Source organism: Pseudarthrobacter sp. B4EP4b (assembly GCF_006680095.1).
Taxonomy (GTDB): Bacteria; Actinomycetota; Actinomycetes; order Actinomycetales; family Micrococcaceae; genus Arthrobacter.
On record NZ_VHIJ01000050.1, the window covers coordinates 23,657 to 50,052 of the forward strand.

The 26,396-nt window shown below is 65.9% G+C and carries 27 protein-coding genes; 19 read left to right on the forward strand and 8 right to left on the reverse strand.

Annotation, left to right across the window (positions count from 1 at the left end):
- Nucleotides 1-24: 24 nt before the first annotated feature.
- Complete coding sequence (gene dapF / locus FNL14_RS17730) at nucleotides 25-969, forward strand: diaminopimelate epimerase (protein WP_142062635.1); 945 nt, start codon at nucleotides 25-27, stop codon at nucleotides 967-969.
- Here the strand turns inward: dapF and FNL14_RS17735 are convergent.
- Nucleotides 941-1,564 carry a class I SAM-dependent methyltransferase gene (locus tag FNL14_RS17735; RefSeq protein WP_142062638.1) on the reverse strand — a complete coding sequence of 208 codons (624 nt, stop codon included), beginning with the start codon at nucleotides 1,562-1,564 and terminating at the stop codon, nucleotides 941-943. The genes dapF and FNL14_RS17735 overlap by 29 nt on opposite strands.
- A 425-nt stretch (nucleotides 1,565-1,989) precedes the next feature.
- Here FNL14_RS17735 and hflX point away from each other — a divergent pair, with 425 nt between their 5' ends.
- Both hflX and FNL14_RS17745 read left to right on the forward strand, forming a co-directional pair.
- On the forward strand, nucleotides 1,990-3,570 hold the full coding sequence (gene hflX / locus FNL14_RS17740; protein ID WP_142062641.1) for a GTPase HflX: 1,581 nt from the start codon (nucleotides 1,990-1,992) through the stop codon (nucleotides 3,568-3,570).
- Entirely contained in the window at nucleotides 3,563-5,620 is a 2,058-nt protein-coding gene (locus FNL14_RS17745; protein ID WP_142062645.1) for an ATP-dependent DNA helicase, read from the forward strand. Before hflX ends, FNL14_RS17745 begins: the two co-directional genes overlap by 8 nt.
- A gap of 80 nt (nucleotides 5,621-5,700) precedes the next feature.
- On the opposite strand, the gene lexA is transcribed toward FNL14_RS17745, so the two are convergent.
- Nucleotides 5,701-6,435, reverse strand: a complete 735-nt coding sequence (gene lexA / locus FNL14_RS17750) for a transcriptional repressor LexA (RefSeq protein WP_091418067.1) — start codon at nucleotides 6,433-6,435, stop codon at nucleotides 5,701-5,703.
- Nucleotides 6,436-6,815: 380 nt separating this feature from the next.
- Between lexA and FNL14_RS17755 the strand changes: the two genes are divergently transcribed.
- The 8 genes from FNL14_RS17755 (at nucleotide 6,816) to FNL14_RS17785 (ending at nucleotide 13,064) form a co-directional block, all read left to right on the forward strand.
- Nucleotides 6,816-7,172, forward strand: a complete 357-nt coding sequence (locus FNL14_RS17755; protein WP_142062732.1) for a LysM peptidoglycan-binding domain-containing protein — start codon at nucleotides 6,816-6,818, stop codon at nucleotides 7,170-7,172.
- 69 nt (nucleotides 7,173-7,241) lie between these two features.
- Nucleotides 7,242-8,360, forward strand: coding sequence for a histidinol-phosphate transaminase (locus tag FNL14_RS17760; RefSeq protein WP_142062648.1), 1,119 nt, complete (start codon nucleotides 7,242-7,244; stop codon nucleotides 8,358-8,360).
- A gap of 60 nt (nucleotides 8,361-8,420) precedes the next feature.
- Nucleotides 8,421-9,041, forward strand: a complete 621-nt coding sequence (gene hisB, locus FNL14_RS17765; RefSeq protein WP_050055651.1) for an imidazoleglycerol-phosphate dehydratase HisB — start codon at nucleotides 8,421-8,423, stop codon at nucleotides 9,039-9,041.
- On the forward strand, nucleotides 9,038-9,850 hold the full coding sequence (gene hisH, locus FNL14_RS17770) for an imidazole glycerol phosphate synthase subunit HisH (protein WP_255470901.1): 813 nt from the start codon (nucleotides 9,038-9,040) through the stop codon (nucleotides 9,848-9,850). Before hisB ends, hisH begins: the two co-directional genes overlap by 4 nt.
- Nucleotides 9,850-10,008 (forward strand): hypothetical protein, encoded by a 159-nt coding sequence (locus FNL14_RS23375; protein WP_181762693.1) that lies wholly within the window; start codon nucleotides 9,850-9,852, stop codon nucleotides 10,006-10,008. Before hisH ends, FNL14_RS23375 begins: the two co-directional genes overlap by 1 nt.
- A 40-nt stretch (nucleotides 10,009-10,048) precedes the next feature.
- Nucleotides 10,049-10,795 carry a bifunctional 1-(5-phosphoribosyl)-5-((5-phosphoribosylamino)methylideneamino)imidazole-4-carboxamide isomerase/phosphoribosylanthranilate isomerase PriA gene (gene priA / locus FNL14_RS17775; protein ID WP_142062651.1) on the forward strand — a complete coding sequence of 249 codons (747 nt, stop codon included), beginning with the start codon at nucleotides 10,049-10,051 and terminating at the stop codon, nucleotides 10,793-10,795.
- A 28-nt stretch (nucleotides 10,796-10,823) separates the two neighbouring features.
- Nucleotides 10,824-11,711, forward strand: coding sequence for an SseB family protein (locus tag FNL14_RS17780; protein ID WP_142062654.1), 888 nt, complete (start codon nucleotides 10,824-10,826; stop codon nucleotides 11,709-11,711).
- Between the two features lie 54 nt (nucleotides 11,712-11,765).
- Nucleotides 11,766-13,064, forward strand: coding sequence for an MFS transporter (locus FNL14_RS17785; RefSeq protein WP_142062657.1), 1,299 nt, complete (start codon nucleotides 11,766-11,768; stop codon nucleotides 13,062-13,064).
- Nucleotides 13,065-13,148: 84 nt separating this feature from the next.
- Here FNL14_RS17785 and FNL14_RS17790 read toward each other — a convergent pair whose 3' ends face one another.
- Nucleotides 13,149-13,547 (reverse strand): DUF1844 domain-containing protein, encoded by a 399-nt coding sequence (locus FNL14_RS17790; RefSeq protein WP_091418049.1) that lies wholly within the window; start codon nucleotides 13,545-13,547, stop codon nucleotides 13,149-13,151.
- Between the two features lie 385 nt (nucleotides 13,548-13,932).
- Between FNL14_RS17790 and infC the strand changes: the two genes are divergently transcribed.
- From infC to FNL14_RS17810, 4 genes are all read left to right on the forward strand, one after another.
- Nucleotides 13,933-14,967: a translation initiation factor IF-3 gene (gene infC, locus FNL14_RS17795; protein WP_370455878.1), complete on the forward strand. Its 1,035-nt coding sequence runs from the start codon at nucleotides 13,933-13,935 to the stop codon at nucleotides 14,965-14,967.
- 116 nt (nucleotides 14,968-15,083) lie between these two features.
- Entirely contained in the window at nucleotides 15,084-15,278 is a 195-nt protein-coding gene (rpmI, locus tag FNL14_RS17800; protein ID WP_009358635.1) for a 50S ribosomal protein L35, read from the forward strand.
- 116 nt (nucleotides 15,279-15,394) lie between these two features.
- A complete protein-coding gene (gene rplT / locus FNL14_RS17805; RefSeq protein ID WP_050055645.1) occupies nucleotides 15,395-15,781 on the forward strand; it encodes a 50S ribosomal protein L20 in 387 nt (128 codons plus the stop codon).
- Nucleotides 15,782-15,844: 63 nt separating this feature from the next.
- On the forward strand, nucleotides 15,845-16,756 hold the full coding sequence (locus FNL14_RS17810; protein WP_142062660.1) for an RNA methyltransferase: 912 nt from the start codon (nucleotides 15,845-15,847) through the stop codon (nucleotides 16,754-16,756).
- A gap of 82 nt (nucleotides 16,757-16,838) precedes the next feature.
- Here FNL14_RS17810 and FNL14_RS17815 read toward each other — a convergent pair whose 3' ends face one another.
- On the reverse strand, nucleotides 16,839-17,114 hold the full coding sequence (locus FNL14_RS17815) for a GlsB/YeaQ/YmgE family stress response membrane protein (protein WP_066274925.1): 276 nt from the start codon (nucleotides 17,112-17,114) through the stop codon (nucleotides 16,839-16,841).
- Between the two features lie 199 nt (nucleotides 17,115-17,313).
- Between FNL14_RS17815 and FNL14_RS17820 the strand changes: the two genes are divergently transcribed.
- Complete coding sequence (locus tag FNL14_RS17820) at nucleotides 17,314-18,273, forward strand: cation diffusion facilitator family transporter (RefSeq protein ID WP_142062663.1); 960 nt, start codon at nucleotides 17,314-17,316, stop codon at nucleotides 18,271-18,273.
- A 50-nt stretch (nucleotides 18,274-18,323) separates the two neighbouring features.
- On the opposite strand, the gene FNL14_RS17825 is transcribed toward FNL14_RS17820, so the two are convergent.
- Nucleotides 18,324-19,535: an MFS transporter gene (locus FNL14_RS17825; protein WP_142062666.1), complete on the reverse strand. Its 1,212-nt coding sequence runs from the start codon at nucleotides 19,533-19,535 to the stop codon at nucleotides 18,324-18,326.
- 162 nt (nucleotides 19,536-19,697) lie between these two features.
- On the opposite strand from FNL14_RS17825, the gene FNL14_RS17830 reads away from it, so the two are divergent.
- A complete protein-coding gene (locus tag FNL14_RS17830; protein ID WP_091418037.1) occupies nucleotides 19,698-20,144 on the forward strand; it encodes a (deoxy)nucleoside triphosphate pyrophosphohydrolase in 447 nt (148 codons plus the stop codon).
- A 15-nt stretch (nucleotides 20,145-20,159) separates the two neighbouring features.
- Here FNL14_RS17830 and FNL14_RS17835 read toward each other — a convergent pair whose 3' ends face one another.
- From FNL14_RS17835 to FNL14_RS17845, 3 genes are all read right to left on the reverse strand, one after another.
- On the reverse strand, nucleotides 20,160-21,263 hold the full coding sequence (locus FNL14_RS17835; RefSeq protein ID WP_142062669.1) for an Rv2578c family radical SAM protein: 1,104 nt from the start codon (nucleotides 21,261-21,263) through the stop codon (nucleotides 20,160-20,162).
- Between the two features lie 62 nt (nucleotides 21,264-21,325).
- Nucleotides 21,326-22,057 (reverse strand): SIMPL domain-containing protein, encoded by a 732-nt coding sequence (locus FNL14_RS17840; RefSeq protein WP_255470902.1) that lies wholly within the window; start codon nucleotides 22,055-22,057, stop codon nucleotides 21,326-21,328.
- Between the two features lie 3 nt (nucleotides 22,058-22,060).
- Nucleotides 22,061-22,567, reverse strand: coding sequence for a hypothetical protein (locus FNL14_RS17845; RefSeq protein WP_255470903.1), 507 nt, complete (start codon nucleotides 22,565-22,567; stop codon nucleotides 22,061-22,063).
- Nucleotides 22,568-22,754: 187 nt separating this feature from the next.
- On the opposite strand from FNL14_RS17845, the gene pheS reads away from it, so the two are divergent.
- On the forward strand, nucleotides 22,755-23,816 hold the full coding sequence (gene pheS, locus FNL14_RS17850) for a phenylalanine--tRNA ligase subunit alpha (RefSeq protein WP_142062672.1): 1,062 nt from the start codon (nucleotides 22,755-22,757) through the stop codon (nucleotides 23,814-23,816).
- A 2-nt stretch (nucleotides 23,817-23,818) separates the two neighbouring features.
- Nucleotides 23,819-26,362, forward strand: coding sequence for a phenylalanine--tRNA ligase subunit beta (gene pheT, locus FNL14_RS17855; RefSeq protein ID WP_142062675.1), 2,544 nt, complete (start codon nucleotides 23,819-23,821; stop codon nucleotides 26,360-26,362).
- The last annotated feature ends 34 nt before the right edge of the window (nucleotides 26,363-26,396 follow it).

The following is a 26,396-nucleotide window of genomic DNA, read 5'->3' on the forward strand; positions in this document are numbered from 1 at the left end:
CACCCGGCCGGTACCCTTGACAGCATGAACGCAACCCTTGCTGAGACAACAGAGCACGCCTTCCGCACACTGGGCGGGCTGCGCTTCTCCAAGGGCCACGGCACCGGCAATGATTTTGTCCTCGTTGCCGATCCCGAGGGCGGGCACACCATCGCCCCTGAGCAGGTGGCGGCCCTGTGCGACCGCCACCGCGGAATCGGCGGCGACGGCCTGATCCGGGCAGTCCCGTCCCGTTTCCTTCCCGAAGGCAGGGAGTTGCTGGCTGCCGCCCCTGACGCCGAATGGTTTATGGATTACCGCAACGGGGACGGGTCGCTGTCCGAGATGTGCGGCAACGGTGTCCGCGTTTTTGTGCACTTTCTGCGCGCGGAGGGCCTGGTTGATCTGCCCGACGGCGGTGCGCTCACCATCGGCACTCGTGCCGGTATAAAAACCGTCGTGCGCACAGGCGACGATTACGCCGTCGACATGGGTCCATGGGAGTTCATTTTCCCCGGCGAGGCCACAGCCAAGGCGATGGATTCGCTCGTCACCGCCGACGGGCTGGAAGTTCCGCGGCCCGCGCTGTCCGTGAGCATGGGCAACCCGCACACCGTAGTTGCCCTGGCCGAGCTTTCGGAACTGGCAGGGACCCGGCTGTACACCGCCCCCGTGGTGGACCCGGTGCCCGCCAACGGCACCAACGTGGAGTTCGTTGTTCCCTCCGAACCCCTGGTGCACGACGGCATCGGCTCCATCACCATGCGCGTCCACGAACGCGGCGTGGGGGAGACCCAGTCCTGTGGCACGGGAGCCTGCGCGGCTGCCGTGGCCATCCGGCACTGGGCAGGAGCGGAAGCGCCGGACACCTGGCGCGTTCACGTCCCCGGGGGCGTAGTGGGCGTGAAGTTCTTCGCCGGCCCCGGCGGCCAGGAACACGTGGAGCTCAGCGGGCCCGCCGTTATTGTGGCATCAGGGACGCTTTCCTGACTTTCAGGATCCTGAACGACTTGGAGGTGGACTCCCGGCTTACGGCAAAGGAAGCATCCAGTTCTGCCGCCAGCCAGCGCTGCAGCGAGTCCGAGCCCAGGTTCTTTTGCACCACCAGCCACGCCGTTCCACCCGGAGCCAAACGGGGCAGCCACAGCGTCAGCAGGGAGTGCAGTTCATCCTTGCCGATCCGGATGGGCGGATTGGACCAGATGGTGTCGAACCGCACCTCAGGATCCACAGCCTCGGGCGTGCTGGCCACCACATTGGACAGCCCCAGTGCCGCCGCGTTCTCGCTGGTCAGGGCGATACAGCGTTCGTTGACGTCCACCGCGTAAACGGTCGAATGCGGCGCGCGCAGGGCCATGGTCAGCGCGATCGGGCCCCAGCCGCAGCCGATATCCAGCAGGTTGCCGGTAGGCGAAGGGGCAGGAACCTCTGCGAGGAGCACCGCCGTGCCCTTGTCGATGCCGTCCGGACTGAAGATGCCGCTTGAAGTCTGCAGCCTGCGTGTTTCCCCTGCCAGTTCCACCGTGAGCGGCTTGCGGGTAAACGGGCCGGCGGGGGATGGACTGAAATAGTGAGCGGACTCCATAACTGGCCAGAGTAGTTCCCCTTGCAGCGTAATGGGAAACCGCACATGGGACGGCTCTGTTAGGGTAGAAGGCATGTTCCTGATCTTCGAGTAGCCGGCACGGGCCACGCCCGTCCCGAAGAAACTGTCCCACAGCGATGCAGGCGTTTCCGCCTTCCGCACATGTGCACCGGACCACGCCCACGCGTTCGCTCCGGCCGCCGGACAATACTCGAAAGTCAGCCACCTGCTGTCCCTTTCGCCGCTGCTCCGGCGCCTTCCCCTTCGCCGCCTCACGGGAGGCGGCCCACCCGCCGGGCTGCATGCCGCCCGGTGAGACAAACCAGGAGAACTGCATGACCGCAGGCCGTCAGCCCAGCGCGAATACTTCCCCAATCACCAGCAATCGGCACTATTCTGGAAATGCCGAACCTTCAAAGGAGACCATGACCAGCCAGCCCAACACCGGATCCGATCCAGCCGCCCAGGACATGAGCCCTGAGGAAATCCAGGCCGTGATCGACCGGATTCTCTCCAAGGACGTACCGGCCAAGACCCTCAGCACGCCAGGCGCAACGCCGCGCGGCGACGGGAAAGCGGTACTGGGCAAAGCCCAGGCGATTTCCCGCCTGGATGAAGAACATACAAGCTACGACGGCGACCAGCAGGATCTTGAGGAACGCCGGGCACTGCGCCGCACGGCAGGCCTGTCCACCGAACTCGAAGACGTCACCGAAGTCGAATACCGGCAGCTGCGGCTCGAACGCGTGGTCCTGGCAGGGCTGTGGTCCGAAGGCACCCTAGCCGACGCGGAAAACTCGCTGCGCGAGCTCGCTGCCCTGGCCGAAACCGCCGGCTCAGAGGTTCTCGACGGCCTGGTGCAGCGCCGCGACAAGCCGGACCCGGGAACGTTCCTGGGCTCGGGAAAGGCGCTGGAGCTGAAGGACATCGTGTTGTCCACCGGCGCCGATACCGTGGTGGTGGACGCCGAACTGGCCCCGTCCCAGCGGCGTGGCCTTGAGGACATCGTCAAGGTCAAGGTCATCGACCGGACGGCGCTCATCCTGGACATTTTCGCCCAGCACGCCAAGAGCCGGGAAGGCAAGGCCCAGGTGGAGCTGGCGCAGCTCGAGTACCTGCTGCCGCGCCTGCGCGGCTGGGGCGAGTCGATGTCCCGCCAGGCCGGTGGCCAGGTGGGCGGTGCTGCAGCCGGTATGGGTTCGCGCGGTCCCGGTGAAACCAAGATCGAACTGGACCGCCGGAGGATCCGCACGCGGATGGCCAAACTGCGGCGGGAGATCGCCGCGATGAAGCCGGCCCGTGAGACCAAACGCGCCAACCGCCGTCGTAATGAGGTGCCCTCGGTGGCCATTGCCGGGTACACCAACGCCGGCAAGTCCTCCCTGCTGAACCGCCTGACGGACGCCGGGGTGCTGGTGGAGAACGCGTTGTTCGCCACGCTGGATCCCACGGTCCGGAAGGCCGAAACTGCTGACGGCCTCGGCTACACGCTGGCCGACACGGTCGGTTTTGTCCGGTCGCTGCCCACGCAGCTGGTGGAGGCCTTCCGCTCCACACTGGAGGAAGTGGCTGACTCTGACCTGATCCTCCACGTGGTGGACGTTTCGCACCCGGACCCCGAGGGCCAGATCGCGGCAGTCCGCAAGGTCTTCAGCGAAGTGGACGCCCGCAAGGTGCCCGAAATCATCGTGCTGAACAAAGCCGACGCCGCGGATCCATTTGTGGTGGAACGGCTCAAGCAGCGCGAACCCCGGCACGTGGTGGTTTCCGCCCGCACTGGGGAAGGCATTCCCGAGCTGCTGCAGGCCATCAGCGAGGCCATCCCGCGGCCGTCCGTCAAGCTTGACCTGCTGATCCCGTACGACCGGGGAGACCTCGTCAGCAAGCTGCACGAATCGGACGCCGAGATCATCAGCGTCGACCACGATGAAGCCGGTACCCGGGCAGTAGTCAAAGTCCGGGAAGGCCTGGCGGCTGAACTGGAATCCTTCGTCACCCATGACTGAGGCCGTGGCTGACGAAGCCACAACCACGCCCGGCGAGCAGTTCGTGATCGAGCTGCTCGACCGGGCGGTTGCGGGCATGGGCGGGCAAAGCCGCAGCGGCCAGCACGAGATGGCCAGGCAGGTTGCACGGGCCATCGAAACAGGCGACCACCTCCTCGTCCAGGCAGGCACGGGCACGGGAAAGTCGCTGGCATACCTGATACCGCTGATCGCGCATGCCCTGGAAAGCGACAAGCCCGCCCTGGTGTCCACTGCAACGCTTGCCCTGCAGACCCAGATCGTTGGCAGGGACCTGCCCAGGCTCCTGAAAACCATCACCCCCGCCCTGGACCGGCCCGTCAAAGTGGCGCTGGTCAAAGGCAGGTCCAACTACGTGTGCCTGCACAAACTCGAAGGGGGTTTTCCCTCCGAGGAGCCCGCCGAGGGGCAGCTGTTCTCCCTGGGGGAGGACACCAGCGTGCCGCACTTTGCGGCGGCCGTAGGCGGTCCTTCCTCCCAGCTGGGCAAGGAAGTGGTCCGGCTGCGGGAGTGGGCGGAGAAAACCACCACCGGCGACCGGGATGAGCTCCTGCCCGGCGTCACCGACCGCGCCTGGCGGCAGGTCTCCGTCACGTCCATGGAATGCCTGGGAGCGCAGAAATGCCCGATGGCGGCGGAATGCTTCAGCGAACTGGCCCGCCAGAATGCCGCCGAAGCCGACGTTGTGGTCACCAACCATGCCATGCTCGCGGTCAGCGCCTTCGAAGGACTGGCCGTGCTGCCTGAGTACGACGTGGTGGTTGTTGACGAGGCCCATGAACTCCAGGACAGGGTGACGGGTGCTGTCTCCGGGCAGCTTTCGGTGGCCATGGTCCACGCCGCTGCGGCCGGCGCCCGCAAGCACACCGCCATTACCGTGGACGCCCTCAATGCCGCCGCCGCAAACCTGGAGGTGGCTCTGGCTGGCGTCCCCAACGGGCTGCTGCCGAACGGTCTGAACGACGAGCAGCTGGACTGCGTTGACCAGCTGCGTGAGGCCTGCCGGGCCGCCCTGTCTGATTCCAAGGGGGACAGCAGTACAACGGCCGACGGCGGGCGGCAGCTTGCGCGCTCCCGCTTGATGCTCATCCTGGAACTTTGTGAACGCCTCCTGGCAGCCCGGGAGAACAGGGAAGTGGTGTGGTTCTCCCGCGCCAGCTCCTTTGATCCGCAACAGGGATATTCGCAGCCGGATGAAACGGCTCCTGCGCTGATCAACGTTGCTCCGTTGTCCGTAGCCGGGCGGCTGCGTGAGGGCCTGTTCGAAGGGCACACGGTGGTGCTGACGTCTGCAACGCTCGCCATCGGCTCGGCATTTGAGCCCGCAGCGGGCGGCTTGGGCCTCGTGGGTGAGGGCGCACCCAGCTGGACCGGCGTTGATGTGGGATCGCCCTTCGACTACCCCAAACAGGGCATCCTCTACGTCGCGGGCCACCTTCCCAAGCCTGGCCGCGGAGTTTCCCCGGAGGCACTGGCCGAACTCGAAGCACTCATCCGGGCGTCCAACGGCGGTGCGCTCTGCCTGTTTTCGTCCCGGCGCGCGGCGGAGGAAGCGGCCGACGCGCTGCGGCCGAAGCTGGGGATGACCATCCTCTGCCAGGGCGACTCCACCATGACGGCGCTGGTGAAGCAGTTCGCAGACGAACCCGATACCTGCCTGTTCGGCACCATGTCGCTGTGGCAGGGCGTGGATGTTCCTGGCGGGGCCTGCCGGCTGGTGGTCATCGACCGGATTCCGTTCCCCCGCCCCGATGACCCCCTGATGACCGCACGGTCCCGTGCTGTGGCGCAAGCCGGCGGCAACGGCTTTATGTCTGTCTCGGCCACGCACGCTGCGATCCGACTGGCACAGGGAGCCGGACGCCTGATCCGCTCCACCGGGGACAAAGGCGTGGTGGCAGTGCTGGATTCCAGGCTTGCCACTGAACGGTACGCGGGATTCCTTCGCGGGGCCCTGCCGCCCTTCTGGCCAACCACGGACCGGAAGACGGCGATTGCGGCCCTCGAACGGCTGGCAGGGGAGAACGCCTGACGGCAGCACCTTCACTTTGCCGGCAGCGCCTTCGCGCTGCCGGCAACGGGCTGATATCGCTGTTTAGCTGATGCCGCTGCCTAGAGCGAGCGGAGTACTGAGACGACCTTGCCCATGATGGTGGCGTGGTCGCCCAGGATGGGTTCGTACTGGGTGTTCTGCGGCAGCAGCCACGTGTGGCCATCACGCTGGCGGAAGGTCTTGACCGTGGCTTCGTCGTCCAGCAATGCCGCGACGATATCGCCATTCGCGGCGTCCGCCTGGCGGCGCACCACTACCCAGTCGCCGTCGCAGATTGCGGCGTCCACCATCGAATCGCCAGCCACCTTGAGCATAAACAGTTCCCCCTGGCCCACCAGCTGCCGGGGGAGCGCCAGGACATCCTCCACCACCTGGTCGGCAAGTATAGGACCGCCGGCGGCGATCCGGCCCACGAGGGGAACCATGGCAGTGTCCATGGCGGTGGGAAGTTGGGTCACTGTGGCGCTGGTGCCCGGCAAGAGGGCGGACGGCTCCGATGCCGGCTTGGGGGCACCCCCGTCAAGCGTCAGGGGCATCAGCACCTCCATGGCGCGGGGCCTTTTCGGGTCGCGGCGGAGGTAGCCGAGTTTTTCCAGCTGCGACAGCTGGTGGGTGACGCTGGAGAGGCTGGCCAGGCCCACGGTATCGCCGATTTCCCGCATGGACGGCGGATAGCCGTTGTCATTAACCGAGCGCTGGATGGTTTCGAGGATTTTCTTCTGCCGCGGCGTCAGGCCCTTGGCGGTCTTCTTCGGTTGGGAGGTTGCCCTGCCCCCGGCGGCTGCTGCTGCCATATTCGCCAATGCCTTTCAGTTTGCCCCGGCATTTCGGCCCGGACCCGGAGTAGCCGCCGTAATTGTCAGACCCTGCTGATCAACTTCAGAGGTGGTTGTTCTTGTCTTCAAAGCTAGGCCAGCCACATGGCATTTTCAAACATTTGTTCTAGCGAGTCTCGACATTATTCGTTGATAAGTGCTAAAACAGAGAAAGCAAAGTTCGAACATTTGTTCTACTCCGCGTGAAGCCATTCGAAGATCCGGATCAGTTCCGGGCGCATCGGGGGCAGCTGGGAAGGACATCGGGCAGCACGGTCAGGTCCAGGAGGGCTCAGTTCATGTCAGCTACATCCGCTTCACAGGGTTCACGTCCGCAGCTTCTTTCGGTGCATCAACTGATGTCGCAGCCGGTCCGCCGGCAGCCCGATCGTCCCGCGCCCCAGCCGCCGCTGCGGCTCACCCGCCGCGGGAAGGTGGTTCTGATCGGCATCCCCCTGGTGCTGCTGGCGGCTCTGCTGCTCTCCCTGGCAGGCTTCTTCAACTCGCCGGCCAAGGCCTCGGATTCCGCCGCAGACCTTTCCATTACCCCCACGGTCACCGTCACCGTGCAGCCGGGCCAGTCGCTGTGGGCCATTGCCGGAACCGTTGACCCGGAGCGGGATGCGCGGGATGTGGTGGCGGACATCGTGCAGCTCAACAACCTGAGCGCCGGAGCGGTGCACCCCGGGCAGCAGCTCTACGTGCCCACGCGCTAGCTGCACGCTGAGCGCGAACAGGGCGCTGTCACATTTTCCGGTCTCCTGCACGGGCACTAAACTGTTCAGGTGAATGACCAGCTAGAGCGCCTGAACCGGCTTCCCCTCCGCAACAACCTTCGTGGGTTGACCCCTTACGGTGCGCCCCAGCTGGATGTCCCCATCCTCCTCAATGTCAACGAGAACACCCATGGCGTTCCCGCGGACGTCCGCGCGGCCATCAGCGCCGCAGTAACGGAAGCTGCCGCAGGCCTGAACCGCTACCCGGACCGGGAATTTACCGAGCTGCGCAAGGCCCTGGCGGAGTACTTGGGGCACGGGCTGGATGAGTCGAACGTCTGGGCGGCCAACGGCTCCAACGAGGTTCTCCAGCAGATCCTCCAGGCTTTCGGCGGACCCGGCCGCACGGCACTGGGCTTCCCGCCCACGTACTCCATGTACCCGCTGCTGGCCAGTGGCACGGACACCGAATACATCGTGGGTGACCGGGCGGAGGGCTACGGCCTCAGCGCGGAATCGGCCGCCCTGCAGGTCAAGGAACTGCAACCCAATATTGTTTTCCTTTGCTCTCCAAACAACCCCACTGGAACCGGCCTTGGGCTCGACGTGGTGGAGGCGGTGTACGAGGCCGGCGAAGCCAGCCAGACGATTGTCATTGTGGACGAGGCGTACCATGAGTTCGCCCACGACGGAACGCCCAGCGCTCTCACCCTCCTGCCAGGCCGCGAACGGCTGATTGTCTCGCGCACCATGAGCAAGGCCTTCGCCTTGGCGGGGGCGCGCCTCGGCTACATGGCCGCGGCACCGGAAGTCACCGATGCCCTGCGCCTGGTCCGGCTGCCGTACCACCTGTCCGCCATCACCCAGGCCACCGCGCTGGCAGCCCTTCAGCACCGCGAGGCCCTGATGGCGGACGTTGAGGACATCAAAGAACAGCGCGACAGGATCGTGGTGGAGCTGACCAGGATGGGCCTGAAGCCCGCCGCCTCGGACTCCAACTACGTGTTCTTCGGCGGGCTCGAGAACCCGCACCAGGTCTGGCAGGAGCTGCTCGAGGCCGGTGTGTTGATCCGCGACGTCGGGATCCCGGGTCACCTTCGCGTCACCGCGGGCACTGAGGCCGAAACCACAGCGTTCCTCACGTCGCTGGAAAGCATCCTTGCCGGCCAGTCGAAGCTTCCCGCCTAGACTGGAAGTATTGGCGCTGGGCGCCCTGAACCACTCCTTCTTCCCAAAGGACACTTGACCATGAGTTCCACCGGATCCACTGCGGCCAGGACGGCGCGCATGGAGCGTGCCACCAGCGAGTCCTCCGTGCTCGTGGAGATCAACCTCGACGGTACCGGCGTATCGGACATCGACACCTCAGTGCCGTTCTATGACCACATGCTCACCGCGCTGTGCAAGCACTCGCTCATCGACCTCACGGTCAAGGCCACCGGCGACACCCACATCGACGTCCACCACACCGTGGAGGACGTTGCCATCACCTTTGGTGAAGTACTGCGGACCGCCCTGGGCAACAAAGCGGGAATCCGCCGCTTCGGCGAAGCCACCGTGCCCCTGGATGAAGCGCTGGCCCACGCCGTCGTCGACGTCTCCGGCCGCCCGTACCTGGTGCACGGAGGCGAACCCGCAGGCCAGGAATACCACCTGATCGGCGGGCACTTCACCGGCTCGCTGACACGCCACGTCTTTGAAGCCATCACCCTGCACGCCGGGATCTGCCTCCACATGAACGTGATCGCCGGCAGGGATCCGCACCACATCGTCGAAGCCCAGTTCAAGGCCTTCGCCCGCGCCCTCCGCGCTGCCGTTGAATCCGATCCCCGCGTCGAAGGCATTCCCTCCACCAAGGGCGCGCTATGAGCGGCCAGGTCCTGCGCGACGGCGCCATCATCGATCCGGCAGCTTCACAGAAGCTGCCGTCCCCCGAGGGGAAGCCCACCGTCACGGTGCTGGACTACGGTTCGGGAAACGTTCGCTCTGCAGTCCGTGCCCTGGAGCGCGCGGGCGCCGAGGTAATCCTCAGCTCCAAGCCCGAGGATGTCCTGAACGCTGACGGCCTGGTGGTTCCCGGCGTCGGCGCTTTTGAAACAGTGATGCGTGAGCTCAAGGCTGTGGACGGCATCCGCCTCATCGGCCGCCGCGTCGCCGGCGGCCGCCCGGTCCTGGGCATCTGCGTAGGCCTCCAGGTGCTGTTCGAAGCCGGTGTGGAACACGGCACCGAAGCCGAAGGCATCGGCGAATGGCCCGGCAAAGTGGAACTCCTTCCCGCAGATGTTGTTCCCCACATGGGCTGGAACACAGTCAAGGTGCCGGAGGGCTCAAAGCTCTTTGCCGGCGTCGAAAACGAGCGGTTCTACTTCGTGCACTCCTATGGGGTGCAGGAATGGAACTTCGATATCATCCAGCCGCGGATGGCCCCGCCCCTGGTCACCTGGTCCGAGCATGGCGCCCCGTTCATCGCCGCCGTCGAGAACGGCCCGCTCTGCGCCACCCAGTTCCACCCGGAAAAGTCCGGCGACGCCGGTGCGCAGCTCCTGCGCAACTGGGTGGACGCCCTGCGCCGGCCGGCTGAGGCAGGCAACGCAGGAGCAAGCAGCACGGACGCAGCCGCCGCAGACTCAGGCGATCGGGCGCCGGATGCCGAAGAGACCGCCGGCGGCGGCGCCTAGTGTGGTCTGTCCTGCTGATGGGCCTCGCCGGCCTGCTCATTGGCGGCGGCATCTCGTTCCGGCAGCAGCACAAACCGCTCTGGACCCAGGTTTCCTTCTACGTCCTGGCGGGCATGGCACTGCTGGCCGCCTATCTGCTGACGCTGCCGGCCAACTAGCCAGACCCTGACCCGTTCCCCCAACTTTCGAGGATTTTTGATGAACACCGCTACCGACCTGCCGGTCCTTGAACTGCTGCCCGCCGTCGACGTCGTCAACGGCCAGGCCGTCCGGCTGGTCCAGGGCGAAGCCGGCAGTGAAACAAGCTACGGAACCCCGCTGGAAGCGGCACTGAACTGGCAGCAGCAGGGCGCGGAGTGGGTCCATCTGGTGGACCTGGACGCCGCCTTCGGCCGCGGCTCCAACGCGGAGCTGCTGCGCGAAGTAGTGGGCAGGCTGGACATCAAGGTGGAACTCTCCGGCGGCCTCCGCGATGACGCAACACTCGAAGCCGCCCTGGACCTGGGCGTGGCGCGCGTCAACCTTGGTACGGCAGCACTGGAAAACCCCGAATGGACCCAGCGGGCCATCGAACGCTTCGGTGACAAGATCGCCGTCGGCCTCGATGTCCGCGGAACCACCTTGGCAGGCCGCGGCTGGACCAAGGAAGGCGGGGACCTCTGGGACGTGCTCGGCCGGCTCGAAGAGGCGGGGTGCTCTCGCTATGTGGTCACCGACGTGACCAAGGACGGGACCCTGCAGGGACCCAACGTGGAACTGCTCCGCCAAATGGTCGAAAAGACCGGCAAGCCCGTGGTGGCCTCCGGCGGTATTTCCAGCCTGGACGACCTCAAGGTCCTGCGCTCCCTGGTGCCGCTGGGCGTTGAAGGAGCGATTGTGGGCAAGGCCTTGTACGCCGGTGCCTTCACCCTGCCTGAAGCCCTCGACGTCGCCGGCCGCCGCTAGCCTGCCGGAAGCAACGAGCAGCCACGCCATGTCCAGCACCGCACCCGGATCCGGCACCCCTGCACAGCGCCACCTCCCGGGCCACATCGCCGCGGCGCTGGCCGGTGCCGGGGGTGCCACCGACTCTGCCGGCCAGCCCTGGGCGGGGCGGAGCCTGGCCGGGGACGATGCCAAAATCCACAATTTTGAGGACGACGACGGACTGGCCGACACCGGCTACGTCGCCGCACTTGCGGCTCTGCAGGCGGGACAGGCGGACGAGGCAGCTGTCGTTGGCTCCCTCGCAACCGCCCGGGTTTTTATCCCGATCGTTGCCCAGCTGGCCGAAGAAGCCGAAGGCCAGGACGGCCTGCACGCCGACAAACAGGCGGACATGGCCCTGGTGACCCTCAAAGCCGCCGACGGCCGGACCGCCATGCCGGCGTTCACATCCGCCGAGGCACTCAGCGCGTGGCACCCGGAGGCGCGGCCGGTAGCGGTCTACGCCGCCCGCGCGGCCCTTTCGGCCGTGGCGGAAGGTGCTGAACTGCTGGTCCTTGACCCGGGCTCGACCGTCACCTTTGTGGTCCGGCGCCCGGCCCTGTGGGCCTTGGCCCAGCAGCAGGACTGGATCCCTTCCTACACAGATGAGGTCCTTGCACGCCAGATGCGGGAGGCAGCCGCCGGCTTCCCCGCCGTGCGGAGCCTGGAGCTCCTGCCGGGCAGGGGAGTAGCTTCGCGTACCGCTGACGGGTCCGTCCTTTCCGGCGGAGGCGCCGGTCCCGAGCTGCAGGTGGTCCTGTACCTGGAGGACGGCCTGGACGCCGCCGCGGTGCAGGAACTGGTGGCAGGACTCCAGGCCCAGTGGTCCCGGAATGTATTGTTTGGTGAGCGGGTCGACTCCATCGAGGTAAAACTGCGGCGCGCTGAAAACTAGCTGCGGCGAGGAGGGGGATCCCCGGCCGGCTGCGGCAGACCGAAGGATTCTTTCGTGAATTTCGCTCTCTACCGGGAGTTGCTCGCCGTGCGGCCCATCAGGAGGCTGCTCCTCGTGGGCATGATCGCCCGCATTCCGCACTCGGCAGCCGGTGTGCTGCTGACCCTGCACATCGTCCTCACCCTGGGCCAGGGATACGCCGCCGCGGGTACAGCCGCCGCCGTGATGACCATCGGCATCGCCCTGGGTGCCCCCTGGCGGGGCCGCCGGGTGGATACGGTGGGCCTGCGCAAGGCACTCATCCCGTCGGTGGTGTCCGAGACCGTGATCTGGTCCGTTGTACCGCATGTGCCCTACGAGTGGCTCCTGCCGCTGGTCTTTGTGGGCGGACTGCTCACACTGCCCATTTTCAGCGTGGTACGGCAGTCCTTGGGCGTGCTGGCCGACGGCGACCAGCGGCGTACTGCCTTCGCCCTCGACGCCATCACCACCGAAGTGGTGTTCATGATCGGTCCCGCCGCCGGAGCTATCGTCGCCACCAGCGGCTTCAGCATTGCCGGCCTGACAATCGTGGGCGTTTCCACGTCCCTGGCCGGCCTGTTCCTGATGTGGTTCAACCCGCCTACCCGCAGCGCTTCGACCGCGGGCGACTGCGAGGCGGACCAGCAGCGCGCGGCGGAGGCCGCCGTCGTCTCCACCGCTCCCGCCCACCTGCAGGAAGCCGCCGCGGACCTTGCCCCGGCCGCTGCCCACACTGCCCGCAGCGCGGGGCTCAGGGCGAAGGTGGCAGGCAACTTCACGTGGTTCACCGCCACTGTCGCAGCGCTCTTCGCCGTTGCCGCCGGAGCGGGAATGGTCCTTAGCGGCACCGACGTGGGAATCGTTGCAGCGCTCGAAACAGGCGGACACCAGGCCGAAATCGGCATCGTTTTCCTGTTCTGGTGCGCGGCCTCAGTAGTGGGCGGACTTATCTACGGCGCCATGCACCGGCCTGTTCCGCCTATCGTCCTGCTCCTGGGGATGGCAGCCCTGACCATCCCGATGGGCTTCGCCCACGACACCTGGACCCTCGCCCTCGTGTCGATCCTGCCCGGGCTCCTCTGCGCACCGGTGCTCTCCTCCGCCTCCGAGAAGGTGGCGGACCTCGTGGACGAGGAGCGGCGGGGCGAGGCCATGGGCTGGTACGGCTCCGCCCTCACAGCTGGTGTGGCGCTGGGCGCGCCGTTGGCGGGGGTCTTCATCGACCAGGTGGGCCCGTCCGGAGGTTTTGTCTCGGTGGGCGCCGCGGGCGTGGCGCTGTGCCTCGTGGGACTGGCCCTCCAGCGGTTCCGCAGAAGCAAAATCACGGCATGAGGAGGGGCAGGAAGAGTTAAAGCGCGACGGCGGGCCTTCCCCGTGAGGTCGGCCCGCCGTCGTCAGTGCTTGGCTGGTGCGGCGTTAGTTGACTGCGCCGGTGTATTTCTCGCCCGGGCCCTTGCCCGGGGCGTCGGGGATCAGCGACTCTTCGCGGAAGGCCAGCTGGAGGGACCGCAGGCCGTCACGCAACGGTCCGGCGTGCTGGGAACCGATCTCAGGGGCGGCGGCGGTGACCAGGCCGGCCAGCGCGGTGATCAGTTTGCGGGCCTCGTCCAGGTCCTTGAGCTCCTGTGCGTTCTCTTCGGCGGCCAGGCCAAGCTTGACGGCGGCGGCGCTCATCAGGTGGACGGCGGCGGTGGTGATGACCTCAATGGCCGGCACTTCGGAAATATCGCGGATCTGCTGCGAAACGTCGGCGGCGGCACCGGCCCCATCCGCGGCAGGCTCGAAAACGTATGAATTACTGTCTGGGGTGCTCATACTGGTAAGCTTGACACAGACCGACTGGATGTCGTTATTTCAGGGATCGTTCGCGAAACGATCAAAGGTTCCCAGCAGCGCCAGCGTTGCAGGGAATTTTTTTCTGTAGAATGGCATGCAGTTTGCAAGCGGAGTTCTCTCCCACCCGCGTCAGCCGCTGTTCCGCAAGTTTGATGGAATGCAAGGTTGCCGGGTACCTGGTTGGTTTGGTTCCGGCGCACGCCGGCATCGAACAAGGCGTGCCATATGGGACGCGCAACCAGTCCTCGAGGCCTTCGATTGCTCCGGCAATTGGGGGCCTTCTCTATTTGCCGGGATCCCACAACAACACAGGAGCTTTAACATTAGCGAGCCAAGAATCAATGAGCGTATCCGCGTCCCCGAGGTGCGGCTGGTCGGCCCTGCAGGTGAACAGGTAGGAATCGTCCGTATTGAGGATGCCCTGCGTCTGGCCGCCGAGTCCGACCTTGATCTCGTTGAAGTTGCACCTCAGGCGAAGCCTCCGGTGTGCAAGCTGATGGACTTCGGCAAGTACAAGTACGAGGCCGCGGTCAAGGCACGTGAAGCACGGAAGAACCAGACGAACACTGTTCTGAAGGAGATCCGTTTCCGCCTGAAGATCGACACCCACGACTACGAGACCAAGCGCGGGCACGCACTGCGCTTCCTCGGCGCCGGGGACAAGGTCAAGGCCATGATCCAGTTCCGCGGCCGCGAACAGCAGCGTCCGGAAATGGGCATCCGCCTGCTCCAGCGTTTCGCCGATGACGTTGCTGAGGTCGGTGTGGTGGAATCCAGCCCCCGCATCGACGGCCGCAACATGGTTATGGTGGTCGGCCCGCTGAAGAACAAGGCAGAAGCCAAGGCCGAAGCACGCCGTGCAACGCAGCGGGCTGAAGCAAAAGCACAGAACGAAGCCAAGGCCTCCGGCCGTGTCGACGTTTCCGGCGACGACCAGGCCCCCCTGACGCAGTCCCTCGCGGACCTGCTGCCCGAGGGTTTCACCGTTTCGACGGAACCGGAAGCAGCCCCGGAAGCTCCGGCACAGGAAGCGGCTCCCGCCGTCGAGCCTGCTGCTGAAGAAGCTCCGGCCAAGGCAGCCGAAGCTCCCAAGGCTGAGGCCCCCAAGGCCGAAGCTCCCAAGGCGGAGGCTCCCAGGGCCGCTGCTCCGAAGCAGGAGGCTCCCAAGGTCGCAGCGCCGAAGCAGGAAGCTCCGAAGCAGGAGGCTCCCAAGGCAGCTGCACCGGCGCCCCAGCCTGCTGCGGAGAAGCCCGAAGCTGCCAAGCCGGCAGCGGCGGCGCCGAAGCCCGCAGCCGTTCCTGCTCCGCCGAAGCCGGTGGCCAGGCCCGCTGCACCCAAGCCCGCTGCCCGCCCTGCCCCCAAGGCAGTGCCGAAGCCGGCTGGTAAGAAGACCACTTAGTTCACAGCTGCCGGGGGTCGCCCTTCGGTAGTCAGCAACCAGCACGCCGCCCCCTGGGGCAGCTGCGCGATAGAACTGCAGGCCACGCCTGCGGACACGTAAGGAGATCGGTTCCCATGCCGAAGATGAAGACCCACAGTGGTGCTAAGAAGCGCTTCAAGCTGACCGGCAGCGGCAAGCTGCGCCGCCAGCAGGCCAACCGCCGCCACTACCTCGAGCACAAGTCCTCCAGGCTGACCCGCCGCCTCGCCGGCGACAAGATCGTCTTCAAGGGCGACGCCAAGGTCATCCGGAAGATGCTCGGCATCTAATTTCCAAGTTCTTGACTGACCACCACCTGGTGTAAGTCACCTGCCAAAAAGCCTTCTCAGGCCGCCGGACATCCGGCAGTAGATGCTTGGGATCAGAATTTCGAAGGAGTACGCACGTGGCACGTGTGAAGAGGGCGGTCAACGCCCACAAGAAGCGCCGGGTTATCCTTGAACGCGCAAAGGGCTACCGTGGACAGCGTTCACGCCTGTACCGCAAGGCCAAAGAGCAGCTGCTGCACTCGTTTGTGTACAGCTACGGCGACCGCAAGAAGAAGAAGGGCGACTTCCGCCGCCTGTGGATCCAGCGCATTAACGCTGCATCCCGCGCCAACGGACTTACCTACAACCGCCTGATCCAGGGCCTGAAGGCCGCTGAGGTCGAGGTTGACCGCCGCATGCTGGCCGAGCTGGCTGTCTCCGACGCCAACGCGTTCGCCGCACTGGTCCAGGTTGCCAAGGACTCGCTGCCCGCCGACACCTCCGCCAAGAAGGTTGTTGCCTAGCAACGCTGCACCCGCAACGGGACAGTTCAGGACCTGGTGGCCCTAGCCACTAAAGTTTTCTGTATGAACGACACCGGGCGCCCGCAGGATTTACCACTCTCCAACCCCCGAGCAGATCGGGTGCGGGATGTGGCAAAACTTGCAGGGCGCCCGGCCCGTTTAAAGCGCGGACAGTTCCTGGCGGAAGGCCCGCAGGCGGTCCGCGAAGCGTTGAAGCTGCACCAGCAGCGCCTCACCGACGGGGCCCCGGGCGTTGTCACCGAGGTTTTTGCCAGCGCCGCCTGCCTGGACCGGTTTCCCGAATTCGAGGAACTTGCCGAGGGCACCAATGCCCGGTTGGCTACCGACGACGTCCTGGCCGCCATGGCGGACACGGTCAACCCGCAGGGCATCATTGCTGTCTGCCGGTTCGTCGACGTTGCGCTGGAGGAAGTGCTCGACGCCGGGCCGCGCCTCATTGCCGTTCTTTGCCAGGTCCGGGATCCGGGAAACGCCGGAACGGTACTGCGGGCGGCTGACTCAGCGGGAGCAGATGCGGTCATCCTCACGGGCTCCAGCGTGGACATCTACAACCCCAAGGCGGTCCGGTCCACGGCCGGTTCCCTGTTCCACCTGCCCGTGGTGCTGGGTGCCGATGTAGCTGAACTGGCCGAGGCGTGCCGGGCCCGGGGGATCGGCATCCTGGCTGCGGACGGCTATGGTTCCCTCAACCTTGACGCGCTGCAGGACGAAAACGCCCGGCGCCGGCTGACGGGGGACAGCACCCGGTCAGCCTATGACCTGGAAAAACCCACGGCCTGGCTGTTCGGCAACGAGGCGCAAGGGCTGTCCCAGGCCGAACTCGACCTGGCCGACCACCGGGTGGCTGTGCCTGTGTACGGGGCGGCGGAAAGCCTCAACCTCGGCACGGCCGCCACAGTCTGCCTCTATGCCAGTGCCCGCTCCCAGCACCTCCCGGCAGCATTGCCGGGCTAAGTGAAGTGCGGCTTTAACGGCAGCGTGGGCTCCGGATTACCGGAGCCCACGCTTGGGTGGAGAATGAAGATTTACCGGGAACTCAGGGCGCGCGTGTTGCCTTGCCGCGTCCGGTAATGGCACCGTAGATGCCGGCGACCACCAGGCCGCCTACGATGGCGAGAATCCACGTGCCGAGATCGAAGAAGGCCAGATCGCCTTTATTGAAGAGCAGGCTGCCGATCCAGCCGCCTACTATTGCGCCTACCACGCCCAGAACCAGGCTGGTGACCCAACCGCCGCCTACCCTGCCGGGCATTACGGCTTTAACGATGGCCCCCACGATGAGGCCGAGAATAATCCAAGCAAGAAAACCCATGTCTCCTCCTTATTGTGACCGGGATAAACCCTCCCGATGAGCTTCAAGCTAACATAGGGTCCCCTGCTTGTCAGCAGGCTTAGGGCCTGTCGCGGATGCATGCCGGCTGTCGGGGCGGGTACGGTAACTATGGGCGGAGCCGGTGTCCGGGTCCGCAAATTCCGTAGTGTTCCAAAAACCGTAAAAGAGGTGAAGCCCCTTGGCTGCAAGTGGCGGTACAAAGGCGATTATTGCGGCTCTGGCTGCCAACCTGACCATCGCCCTTCTGAAGTTTGTTGCGTACTTCCTGACGCGCTCGTCGTCGATGCTCGCCGAAGCCATCCACTCGGTGGCGGACTCGGGCAACCAGATCCTCCTGCTGGTGGGCGGCAAGAAGGCACAACGGGCTGCCAGCCCTGAACACCCGTTCGGTTACGGCCGGGAGCGCTATATCTACGCCTTCATCGTTTCCATTGTGCTGTTCAGCGTGGGCGGCCTCTTTGCCCTCTACGAGGCGTGGGAGAAGTTTCAGCACCCGCACGCCATCGAGGGCGACTTCTGGTGGGTTCCCCTGGCGGTGCTGGTGGGGGCGATCATTGCCGAATCGTTCTCGTTCCGGACTGCCATCAAGGAATCGAACCATCTACGCGGACAGCAGTCCTGGGCCAAGTTTGTGCGGAGTGCCAAACAGCCTGAGCTGCCAGTCATCCTGCTTGAGGACCTGGGTGCGCTCCTGGGCCTGGTGTTCGCGCTTATCGGCGTCAGCATGACGCTTGTTACCGGCGACGGACTCTGGGACGCCGCAGGCACGGCCATGATTGGCCTGCTGCTCGTTGCGATTGCCGTGATTCTGGCGTTGGAGACGAAGTCCCTGCTCCTGGGCGAATCGGCTTCCCGGGATGACGTGGAGCGGATTGCACAGGCCATCGAGGCCGACGGAAGCCGGATCATCCACCTCAAGACGCTGCACTTGGGACCGGAGGAACTGCTGGTGGCGGCCAAAATCGCCATTAACCGCAACGCCACCGGCGAGGAGATCGCCAAGGAAATCGACAGCGCAGAGTCACGCATCCGGACAGCAGTGCCTATCGCGCGGGTGATCTACCTGGAGCCTGACCTGCACCGTTCAGATGCCCCAGGTGCCGGCCATCAGCCTGCCGCCGCGGCACCAAGGCCCTGACAACTGCCCGTCAGAAACATCACGATGCCAGCCGGCCGCTGGCCGCCTTTTCAGGAGGCGGCCAGCGGTTTTTTGCGTTCCAGCATGCCACTGGCAACGGCAACGCCGAGGCCCAATACGGCCAGGCACGCTCCCACCAGTGCGGGGGCAACATAGCCCCAACCCCAGGCGATGACCAGGCCGCCCAGGAATGCTCCGAGCGCGTTCGCGACGTTCAGGGCTGCGTGGTTCAGGGACGAAGCCAGCGACGGGGCGTCCGGGGAGGCGTCCAGGAGCCGGGTCTGCAGCGCCGGTATCAGCATGGACCCGGCAGCGCCCACCACAAACACCATCACCAGGGCTGACCAAGGCCAGTGCGCGGCGATGGCATACACCACCAGGGCCACGGCGATGGCTGGCAGCACACTGTAGAGGGTTCCCATCACGGATTTGTCCGCAATCCTGCCGCCCACCACGTTGCCTGCCACCATGCCAAGCCCGTACAAGGCAACCACCAGTGGAATCATCGACGAGGGGAGGCCGGCTACGTTGGTCATGGTGTGGGAAATGTATGTGTAAGTGGCGAAGAAGCCGCCAAAGCCCACGATGCCGATCAGGATGGCGAGCCAGACCTGGAGCCGCTTCAGCGCCCCAAGTTCACGGCGGATGCTGGCGTCCGGATGAGCCTTTTGGAAGGGAACAAACCGCCAGATCAGCACCAGGGTGAGCATTCCCAGCGCACCTACCAGGATGAAGAGCAGGCGCCAGCCGTAGGTTTGTCCCACCCAGGTTGCCGCCGGGACGCCGATAACGTTGGAGATGCTCAGCCCCGCCATCACCATGGAAATCGCCCATCCACGCCGGGTGGGCGGCACCAGCGAAGCGGCGATGACGGCAGCAACACCAAAGAATGCACCGTGCGGCAGCCCGGCCGCGAAGCGTGAAACCAGCATGGAGCCGTAATCGGGGGCCAGGAAAGAGGCCAGGTTGGCGACGGTGAAGAACAGCATCAGGCCGAGGGCCAGGTTTTTGCGCGGAAGCTTAGCGCCGACGGCGGCCAGCAGCGGTGCGCCCACCACCACACCCAGCGCATAAGCGGAGATGAGGTGCCCGGCTTCGGGGGTGCTGATGGTGAGGCCCTGTTCCACTTCCTTCAGCAGGCCCATCATGGTGAACTCTGTGACCCCGATCCCCACCCCGCCCATGGCCAGCGCAATGATGGCCATTGCGATATTGGGGGAGGTGGTGCTGGTTGCCGGGGGCGACTGAATGACGCTGCTCATGTGCCTGCTTTTCGAGGTGCTGGGATACAAGTGGGCTGCAGCCACGGCAGTGGGGCTGGATAGGGCCTGGACCACCGGGACAACCCCCGGGAAGGTGCAGGTATTCCCGGGAAAGCGGAGTGAGTGCCCGGGCCTTCCCATTGTCCCTCATAGAATGGGGCGGTGACTGGACTGATACAGGTGGTGGGCGGAGCTGTAGTGGACCGCCTCGCGAAACCTTCCCTGCTGCTCGTGGCCCGCCGCAGTGCTCCTGAGAAGCTGGCCGGCCTGTGGGAGTTCCCCGGAGGCAAAGTTGAGCCGGGTGAAGAGCCTGAGTCGGCGCTCCGCCGGGAGCTGGTCGAAGAGCTGGGGATCGGGGTGCGCCTTGGCCCTGAGCTTGCCGCGGACTCTCCCACCGGCTGGCCGCTGAATGAGCGGGCCAGCATGCGTGTCTGGTTCGCAGAGATCCTGGCAGGCGAGCCACAGCCCCTTCAGGACCACGACGAACTTCGATGGGTGTCCTTGGCCGACCAGGATGAGGTCCTTGGCCTGCCCTGGATTCCGGCCGATTTCCCAATTGTCAGGGAGCTGCTGGCAGCACTCCAAGTGCCGGCAGCCGGCACGCGCTGACAGCAGCCCGGCGCGCTAAAACAGGGTGGCCTGCGTCGTGGGTGTTGGGGTGTCCGGTGCCGTTGTGGGTTTTGTGGCCGGGATGATGCCTGCCGGGTACTCCGCTTCTTCGTTGCGGGGATCGTCCAGGTCCCGGTGGCTGAAGCCGGAAGAATCGGAGAAACCGTGACGGGCTTTGAAATAGCGGATCCTGCCGCCAAGCCAGGCCCGGTATTCCTTGGAAGCGTAGTAGCCTGCGCCGTAGAGCCGGCCGTAGCGGCCTGCCAGTCCGGGATGATGGGCTGCGATCCATTTCATAAACCACTCCCTGGTGCCGCCCGGCTTCAGATAGAGGGCGCCGGCAGTCACACCGGTGGCCCCGGCCGCAGCGAGCGAGGCAAAAAGCGAATCCAGGGCTTCATCATTGTCCGTGAGCCAGGGCAGGATGGGCATGGCCATGACACCGCAGGGAAGGCCCGCCTCGCGCAGCCGGGAGACCAGCTTGAGCCGGGCGCGGGGTCCCGGGGTGCCGGGTTCGATGGCTTCGGACAACGCTTCGTTGGTCATGGCAAGGGAGATTCCCAGGCCCACGGGCACCTGGGTAGCGGCGCTTTTCAGCAGTGGAATGTCCCTGGCCAGGAGGGTCCCTTTGGTGAGGATGGATAGGGGAGTGCCCGACTCCGCCAGTGCTGTGATGATCCCGGGCATCAACCGGTAGCGGCCCTCGGCACGCTGGTAGGGGTCGGTGTTGGTCCCCAGTGCTACCTGGTGCCGGCCCCAGGACGGCCTGGCCAGTTCCTTCCGGAGCACCTCCGCCGCGTTGACCTTGACCACCACCTGGCTGTCGAAGTCCTGCCCGGCGTCGAAATCGAGGTAGGTGTGGGTTTTCCTGGCGAAGCAGTACACGCAGGCGTGGCTGCACCCCCGGTAAGGGTTGATGGTCCATTCGAACGGCATGCGGGAGCCGGCCGGCACCTTGTTGAGCACCGATTTGGCGGTGATCTCGTGGAAGGTGATGCCGGCGAATTCAGGAGTGGTGACGGACCGGACCAGCCCGGCCAAGGGCAGGAGCGCGGGTGAGGCGCCGTTGGCGGCTGCTCCGGCCGGCGGCGGCATCAGTGCTTGGGCGTCCCATCTCATGGACTCTATTCGAATGTATGTTCGAACTTAAGTCAAGGAACCACGCAGGCACCGGTAGCGGATCAAGTCAGCGCCTTGAGCTCCCAAACCACCCTGATGCCCATATCCACTGCCGTTTCCCCGGCTTCCACCGCCAGGGCTTCCACGGAGGATGCGCGCTGCATCCGGGGGAGGGGCACCGGTGCCTGTGGCGTCACGGTGTCCATGATGGAAAGGACCCGCCCCAGCCGGGCGGAGGCGAGGCGGGCAAACTGCTCGGCCGAGCGGAGAGCGTCCTCCCAGGCGGCATCCCGGGCACGTGCCCGGACCTCGGCGTCGTCCGCAAACGTCAGGTCAAGGCCGTTGAGCCGGACGTCGTTCCCGCCGGCCTCCACGGCCTCGGAAATCGCTGCCGAGGCGGACGCGGGAGTGCGCAACCTGACAGTGAGGCTGCTGGCGGCGACATATCCGGTGACAGACTGGCCTTCGCCTTCCCGCCACACGAGGTCTGTCCGGACGTTGAGCCCGGAGGTCCTGATGTCCTCGTCCGCAACACCGTGGCGGCGGAACGTTGAGGCCACGGCGTCGGAACTGGTGCCTGCCCGCGACCACGCCGCGGCCACGGAATCGGCACGGCATTCCACTCCGATGGAAACCACCACTAGGTCAGGGGCAGCTTCGGCCGAGCCCGTCCCGGTGACGCTGACAGTGCCCGCGGCCGCACCGCCGTCGGACTCATCCGTGGCCCGCCCGACGGCGTTGCCCGCCTCATCGGAGCCGGTCATGTCGGCGTTCTGGTTGGCTTCGCCCGGCATGGGTCACGCCTCCATTCCGGCAGGTCCTGGCGTACGGGGCCGGCGAAGACGCCGGGGACGGGGCCGCCGGCCGGTGCGCACCGGGTACCCGCCGGCCACGAGGCCTGCCTGCCGTTCGAAAATGTTGCCCGTCCCGGGATTGCCGGTGCGGAGCAGGGACCACCCGGCGGCGAGAAAGTAGAGCGGGAGAAAGGGGACGCCCAGGCACCAGGCGTACTGGGAACAGTGTTTTTCCTCGTGCTCCAGCAGCCCCGGCCGGGACAGCAGGTCCTCACCGGTGCAGCGGCACAAGACCACATTCCCCAGGGTGAACGCACTGGCAAACGGCAGGCGCCACCGGTACCCGCCGGCGATGATGAGCCCCCGCGGGCCCCGGCCGACATCCGTCCGGGACAACGCGGCCACGGCGAGACCCAGTACGGTGCTGCCGTTGACGGCGTTCGCAACCACCCGCACAACCTGTGGAGCTGTCAGCGGCCGCCGAAGCGCCGAAGGCTTCCGTGGTGTCATGAGGCCATGGTAGCCGGACGGTTCAATTAGACTGGAGGGCAGTGGCAGCCGGATTTTCCGGTGTGCCCTGACCTGGTCATTGAATGAACTGAAATTGAGGGCATTCATCCATGACCTGCCAGCGGAAGCGCTGCCGGGAAACCGGAAATGCCCGCCGGCAGCCACGACTCGTAGCTAAGAACAGTAGATGACTGAAACTTTGCCGGGCGCCGCCATCCCGAACCCAACGGATGAAGCCGCCATTACTGCCGCTGTAGACCAGGCCATCGCCGCCATCGCCGGCGCGGCCACCCTTGATGAGCTGAAGGCGGTGAGGCTCGCGCACACCGGTGAGAAATCGCCGCTGAGCCTTGCCAACCGCGAAATCGGCAAGCTGCCCAAGGACCAGAAGGCCATCGCCGGAAAGCTCATGGGCGCTTCGCGCGGCCGGGTTAACAAGGCGCTCGCGGACCGCACGGCAGAGCTGGAAGCCGAAAACGACGCCCGGATCCTCCTCGAAGAGACCGTTGACGTCACTGCCGCGCCCCGCCGCCGTCGTGCTGGTGCCCGGCACCCCCTGTCCACCCTGCAGGACCGCGTCGCGGACATCTTCGTGGGCATGGGCTGGGAAATCGCTGAAGGACCGGAAGTCGAATCGGAGTGGTTCAACTTCGATGCCCTGAACTTCAAGCCGGACCACCCCGCCCGCGAAATGCAGGACACCTTCTTCGTGGAGCCGCCCGAGGCACACCTGCTGATGCGCACCCACACCTCCCCGGTTCAGGTTCGCTCCATGCTGGAACGCGAGCTGCCCATCTATGTGCTGTGCCCGGGCAAGGTATTCCGTACGGACGAGCTGGATGCCACGCACACGCCGGTGTTCCACCAGTTCGAGGGCCTGGCCATCGACAAGAAGCTCAGCATGGCGGACCTGCGCGGCACCCTCGAGCACTTTGCACGGCAGATGTTCGGCGACGAAGCCCAGATCCGGCTGCGCCCGAACTACTTCCCGTTCACCGAGCCTTCCGCCGAGCTGGACATCTTCCACCCGGGGGCCAAGGGCGGACCGCGCTGGATCGAGTGGGGCGGCTGCGGCATGGTCAACCCCAACGTGCTCCGCGCCGCGGGCATCGACCCGGACGTTTATTCAGGTTTTGCCTTCGGCATGGGCATCGAGCGGACCCTGATGTTCCGCAACGAAGTCGGCGACATGCGCGACATGATCGAAGGCGATGTACGTTTCAGCGAGCACTTCGGGATGGAGATCTAACAGTGCGTATCCCAATTTCCTGGCTGCGTGAATTCGCGGAGGTACCGGCCGGAGCAACGGCCGAAGACGTGATGGCCGAACTGGTCAAGGTGGGCTTTGAGGAAGAAGACGTCCACCGTCCCACGGACACCCTGAAGGGTCCCATTGTGGTGGGCCAGGTCCTGAGCCTGGTCAAAGAACCGCAGACCAACGGCAAAACCATCAACTGGTGCCAGGTCCGCGTTGTCCCCGAGGGGCAGGAGCAGACGCTCACCGGCAAGGGCATCGACCCCTCCGGCGTGCAGGGCATCATCTGCGGCGCCCACAACTTCGTTGAGGGCGACAAAGTGGTGGTCACGCTGCCGGGCGCCGTGCTGCCGGGCGACTTCCACATCTCCGCGCGCAAAACTTACGGCCACCTCTCCGCCGGCATGATCGCCTCCGTCCGCGAACTGGGCATCGGCGAGGACCACGACGGCATCCTGGTGCTGTCCCGCATTGGGCTGGACCCCGAAATCGGCACCGACGCCATGGAACTGCTGGGCCTCTACGACGAAGCCGCCGAAATCAACGTCACCCCGGACCGCGGCTACGCCTTCTCCATCCGTGGCGTGGCACGCGAATACGCGCACGCCACCGGCACGACTTTCACCGATCCCGCGTCCCGCGTAACGGCTCCCGCGGCGCTCGCCGGCGGCTACGGCGTCAAGCTCAACGACGACGCGCCCATCTACGGCAAGCCGGGCTGCGACCGCTTCGTGGCCCGGACCGTCCGCGGCGTGGACGCCACCAGGCCCACCCCGCAGTGGATGGTGTCCCGGCTCCGGCTGGCCGGCATCCGCTCCATCTCCCTGCCGGTGGACATCTCCAACTACGTGATGCTCGAACTTGGCCAGCCCACGCACTGCTACGACCTGGACAAGCTGTCCGGAGACATCGTGGTGCGCCGTGCCGCGGCCGGCGAGAAGATCACTACCCTCGATGACAAGGTGCGCACCCTTGACCCCGAGGACCTGCTGATCACCGACGACTCCGGCGCCATCGGCATCGCCGGCGTCATGGGCGGTGCGGCCACCGAGGTGGGCGACACGACGTCGAACATCCTGGTGGAAGCTGCGCACTTCGACGAGGTGTCCGTCTCCCGTTCCCGCCGCCGCCACAAGCTCCCGTCCGAAGCGTCCAAGCGCTTCGAACGCGGCGTTGACTGGCAGGTGGCCGGCATCGCCGCCCAGCGCGTGGTGGACCTGCTCGTGGAGCTCGCAGGCGGCACGGCAGACGAGGCAGGAACCGACGTCGGAACGGCCCCGGACACCGTGACCATCGATCTCCCCGCAGACTTTGCTGCCGCCCGGATCGGCATCGACTTCACCGAAGAGCAGATTGTCACCTCCCTCGAGGACCTCGGCGCTGCAGTCGTAAAGCACGACGGCGGCTGGAGCGTCACTGCCCCCAGTTGGCGGAACGACCTCGAGACCAAGGAGGACCTCTCCGAGGAGATCGCCCGCCTGGTGGGCTACGACAAGATTCCCGCGACGCTGCCCGTGGCACCTCCCGGGCGCGGCTTGACCCGCGTGCAGCAGCAGCGCCGCCGCCTCATCCAGGCATTGGCCGATGCGGGCCTCACCGAGGTCCTGTCCTACCCGTTTGTGTCTAAGGCCGCGAACGACACCTTCGGCGTGGCGGAACAGGGTGCGGGCCGTACGGCTGTGAAGCTGGCCAACCCGATCAGCGAGGAGCAGGGCTTCCTGCGGACCTCCGTCCTGCCCGGGCTCATCGAGGTGGCCAAGCGGAACCACTCGCGCGGCTTCCGCGACCTGGCGCTTTACGAGTCCGGCCTGGTGTTCCTGCCCGCCGAGAAGATGGGTACCGAATCCATCCCGCCGCTGGGCATGAAGCCTTCCGATGAGGTGCTGGATGCCCTGTACGACGGCGTCCCCGCCCAGCCGTTCCACGTCGCCGTGGTCCTCACCGGGCATGATTCGCCGGCCGCCGCCGCGCACGCTCCGCGTGTGTGGGACTGGGCTGACGCCCTGGACATCGCCCGGCTTGCCGGTGACGTCCTGGGCGTGGAGCTCGTGGTCAGCCAGGGAAGCCACCAGGCATTCCACCCCGGCCGGACGGCCAGGCTCTCCCTGCGCACCGGAGAACTGGTGGGCTACGCCGGCGAGCTGCACCCCAAGCTGCTGGCGGCATCGGACATGCCGGCCCGGTCCGTGGCCCTGGAGCTCAACGCCGACGCACTGTTCGACGCCGCGCCCGATGTGATTGTGGCCCGCCACATCTCTTCGTTCCCGGTGGCCACCCAGGACGTGGCGCTCGTGGTTCCTGCGGACATCCCGGCCGACGACGTGCTTGCCGCACTCCGGGAAGGCGCCGGCGAACTCCTGGAAGACGTTGCACTCTTTGACGTCTACGCCGGCAAGGGGATCGAGGAAGGCAAAAAATCGCTGGCCTTCGGACTCAGGTTCCGTGCCGATGACCGCACCCTGACTGCCGATGAAGCATCGGCTGCACGGGAAAGCGCGGTGGCCCTCGCCGCTGAACGCTTCGGCGCGGTGCAGCGGTAGGCAGCGCAGCCTTAACACGCGGAAGGTCCCCGCT

What these genes read in the sequence shown, in the direction of transcription:
- rpmI (WP_009358635.1), top strand. Translation starts at nt 15,084, where the DNA reads ATGCCGAAGATGAAGACCCACAGTGGTGCTAAGAAGCGCTTCAAGCTG.
- priA (WP_142062651.1), top strand. Translation starts at nt 10,049, where the DNA reads ATGAACACCGCTACCGACCTGCCGGTCCTTGAACTGCTGCCCGCCGTC.
- FNL14_RS17780 (WP_142062654.1), top strand. Translation starts at nt 10,824, where the DNA reads ATGTCCAGCACCGCACCCGGATCCGGCACCCCTGCACAGCGCCACCTC.
- dapF (WP_142062635.1), top strand. Translation starts at nt 25, where the DNA reads ATGAACGCAACCCTTGCTGAGACAACAGAGCACGCCTTCCGCACACTG.
- lexA (WP_091418067.1), bottom strand. Translation starts at nt 6,435, where the DNA reads ATGGCAGCAGCAGCCGCCGGGGGCAGGGCAACCTCCCAACCGAAGAAG.
- FNL14_RS17755 (WP_142062732.1), top strand. Translation starts at nt 6,816, where the DNA reads ATGTCGCAGCCGGTCCGCCGGCAGCCCGATCGTCCCGCGCCCCAGCCG.
- pheS (WP_142062672.1), top strand. Translation starts at nt 22,755, where the DNA reads ATGACTGAAACTTTGCCGGGCGCCGCCATCCCGAACCCAACGGATGAA.
- FNL14_RS17835 (WP_142062669.1), bottom strand. Translation starts at nt 21,263, where the DNA reads ATGAGATGGGACGCCCAAGCACTGATGCCGCCGCCGGCCGGAGCAGCC.
- FNL14_RS17845 (WP_255470903.1), bottom strand. Translation starts at nt 22,567, where the DNA reads ATGACACCACGGAAGCCTTCGGCGCTTCGGCGGCCGCTGACAGCTCCA.
- FNL14_RS17790 (WP_091418049.1), bottom strand. Translation starts at nt 13,547, where the DNA reads ATGAGCACCCCAGACAGTAATTCATACGTTTTCGAGCCTGCCGCGGAT.
- FNL14_RS17840 (WP_255470902.1), bottom strand. Translation starts at nt 22,057, where the DNA reads ATGCCGGGCGAAGCCAACCAGAACGCCGACATGACCGGCTCCGATGAG.
- FNL14_RS17745 (WP_142062645.1), top strand. Translation starts at nt 3,563, where the DNA reads ATGACTGAGGCCGTGGCTGACGAAGCCACAACCACGCCCGGCGAGCAG.
- hflX (WP_142062641.1), top strand. Translation starts at nt 1,990, where the DNA reads ATGACCAGCCAGCCCAACACCGGATCCGATCCAGCCGCCCAGGACATG.
- FNL14_RS17815 (WP_066274925.1), bottom strand. Translation starts at nt 17,114, where the DNA reads ATGGGTTTTCTTGCTTGGATTATTCTCGGCCTCATCGTGGGGGCCATC.
- hisH (WP_255470901.1), top strand. Translation starts at nt 9,038, where the DNA reads ATGAGCGGCCAGGTCCTGCGCGACGGCGCCATCATCGATCCGGCAGCT.
- FNL14_RS17810 (WP_142062660.1), top strand. Translation starts at nt 15,845, where the DNA reads ATGAACGACACCGGGCGCCCGCAGGATTTACCACTCTCCAACCCCCGA.
- FNL14_RS17825 (WP_142062666.1), bottom strand. Translation starts at nt 19,535, where the DNA reads ATGAGCAGCGTCATTCAGTCGCCCCCGGCAACCAGCACCACCTCCCCC.
- hisB (WP_050055651.1), top strand. Translation starts at nt 8,421, where the DNA reads ATGAGTTCCACCGGATCCACTGCGGCCAGGACGGCGCGCATGGAGCGT.
- FNL14_RS17735 (WP_142062638.1), bottom strand. Translation starts at nt 1,564, where the DNA reads ATGGAGTCCGCTCACTATTTCAGTCCATCCCCCGCCGGCCCGTTTACC.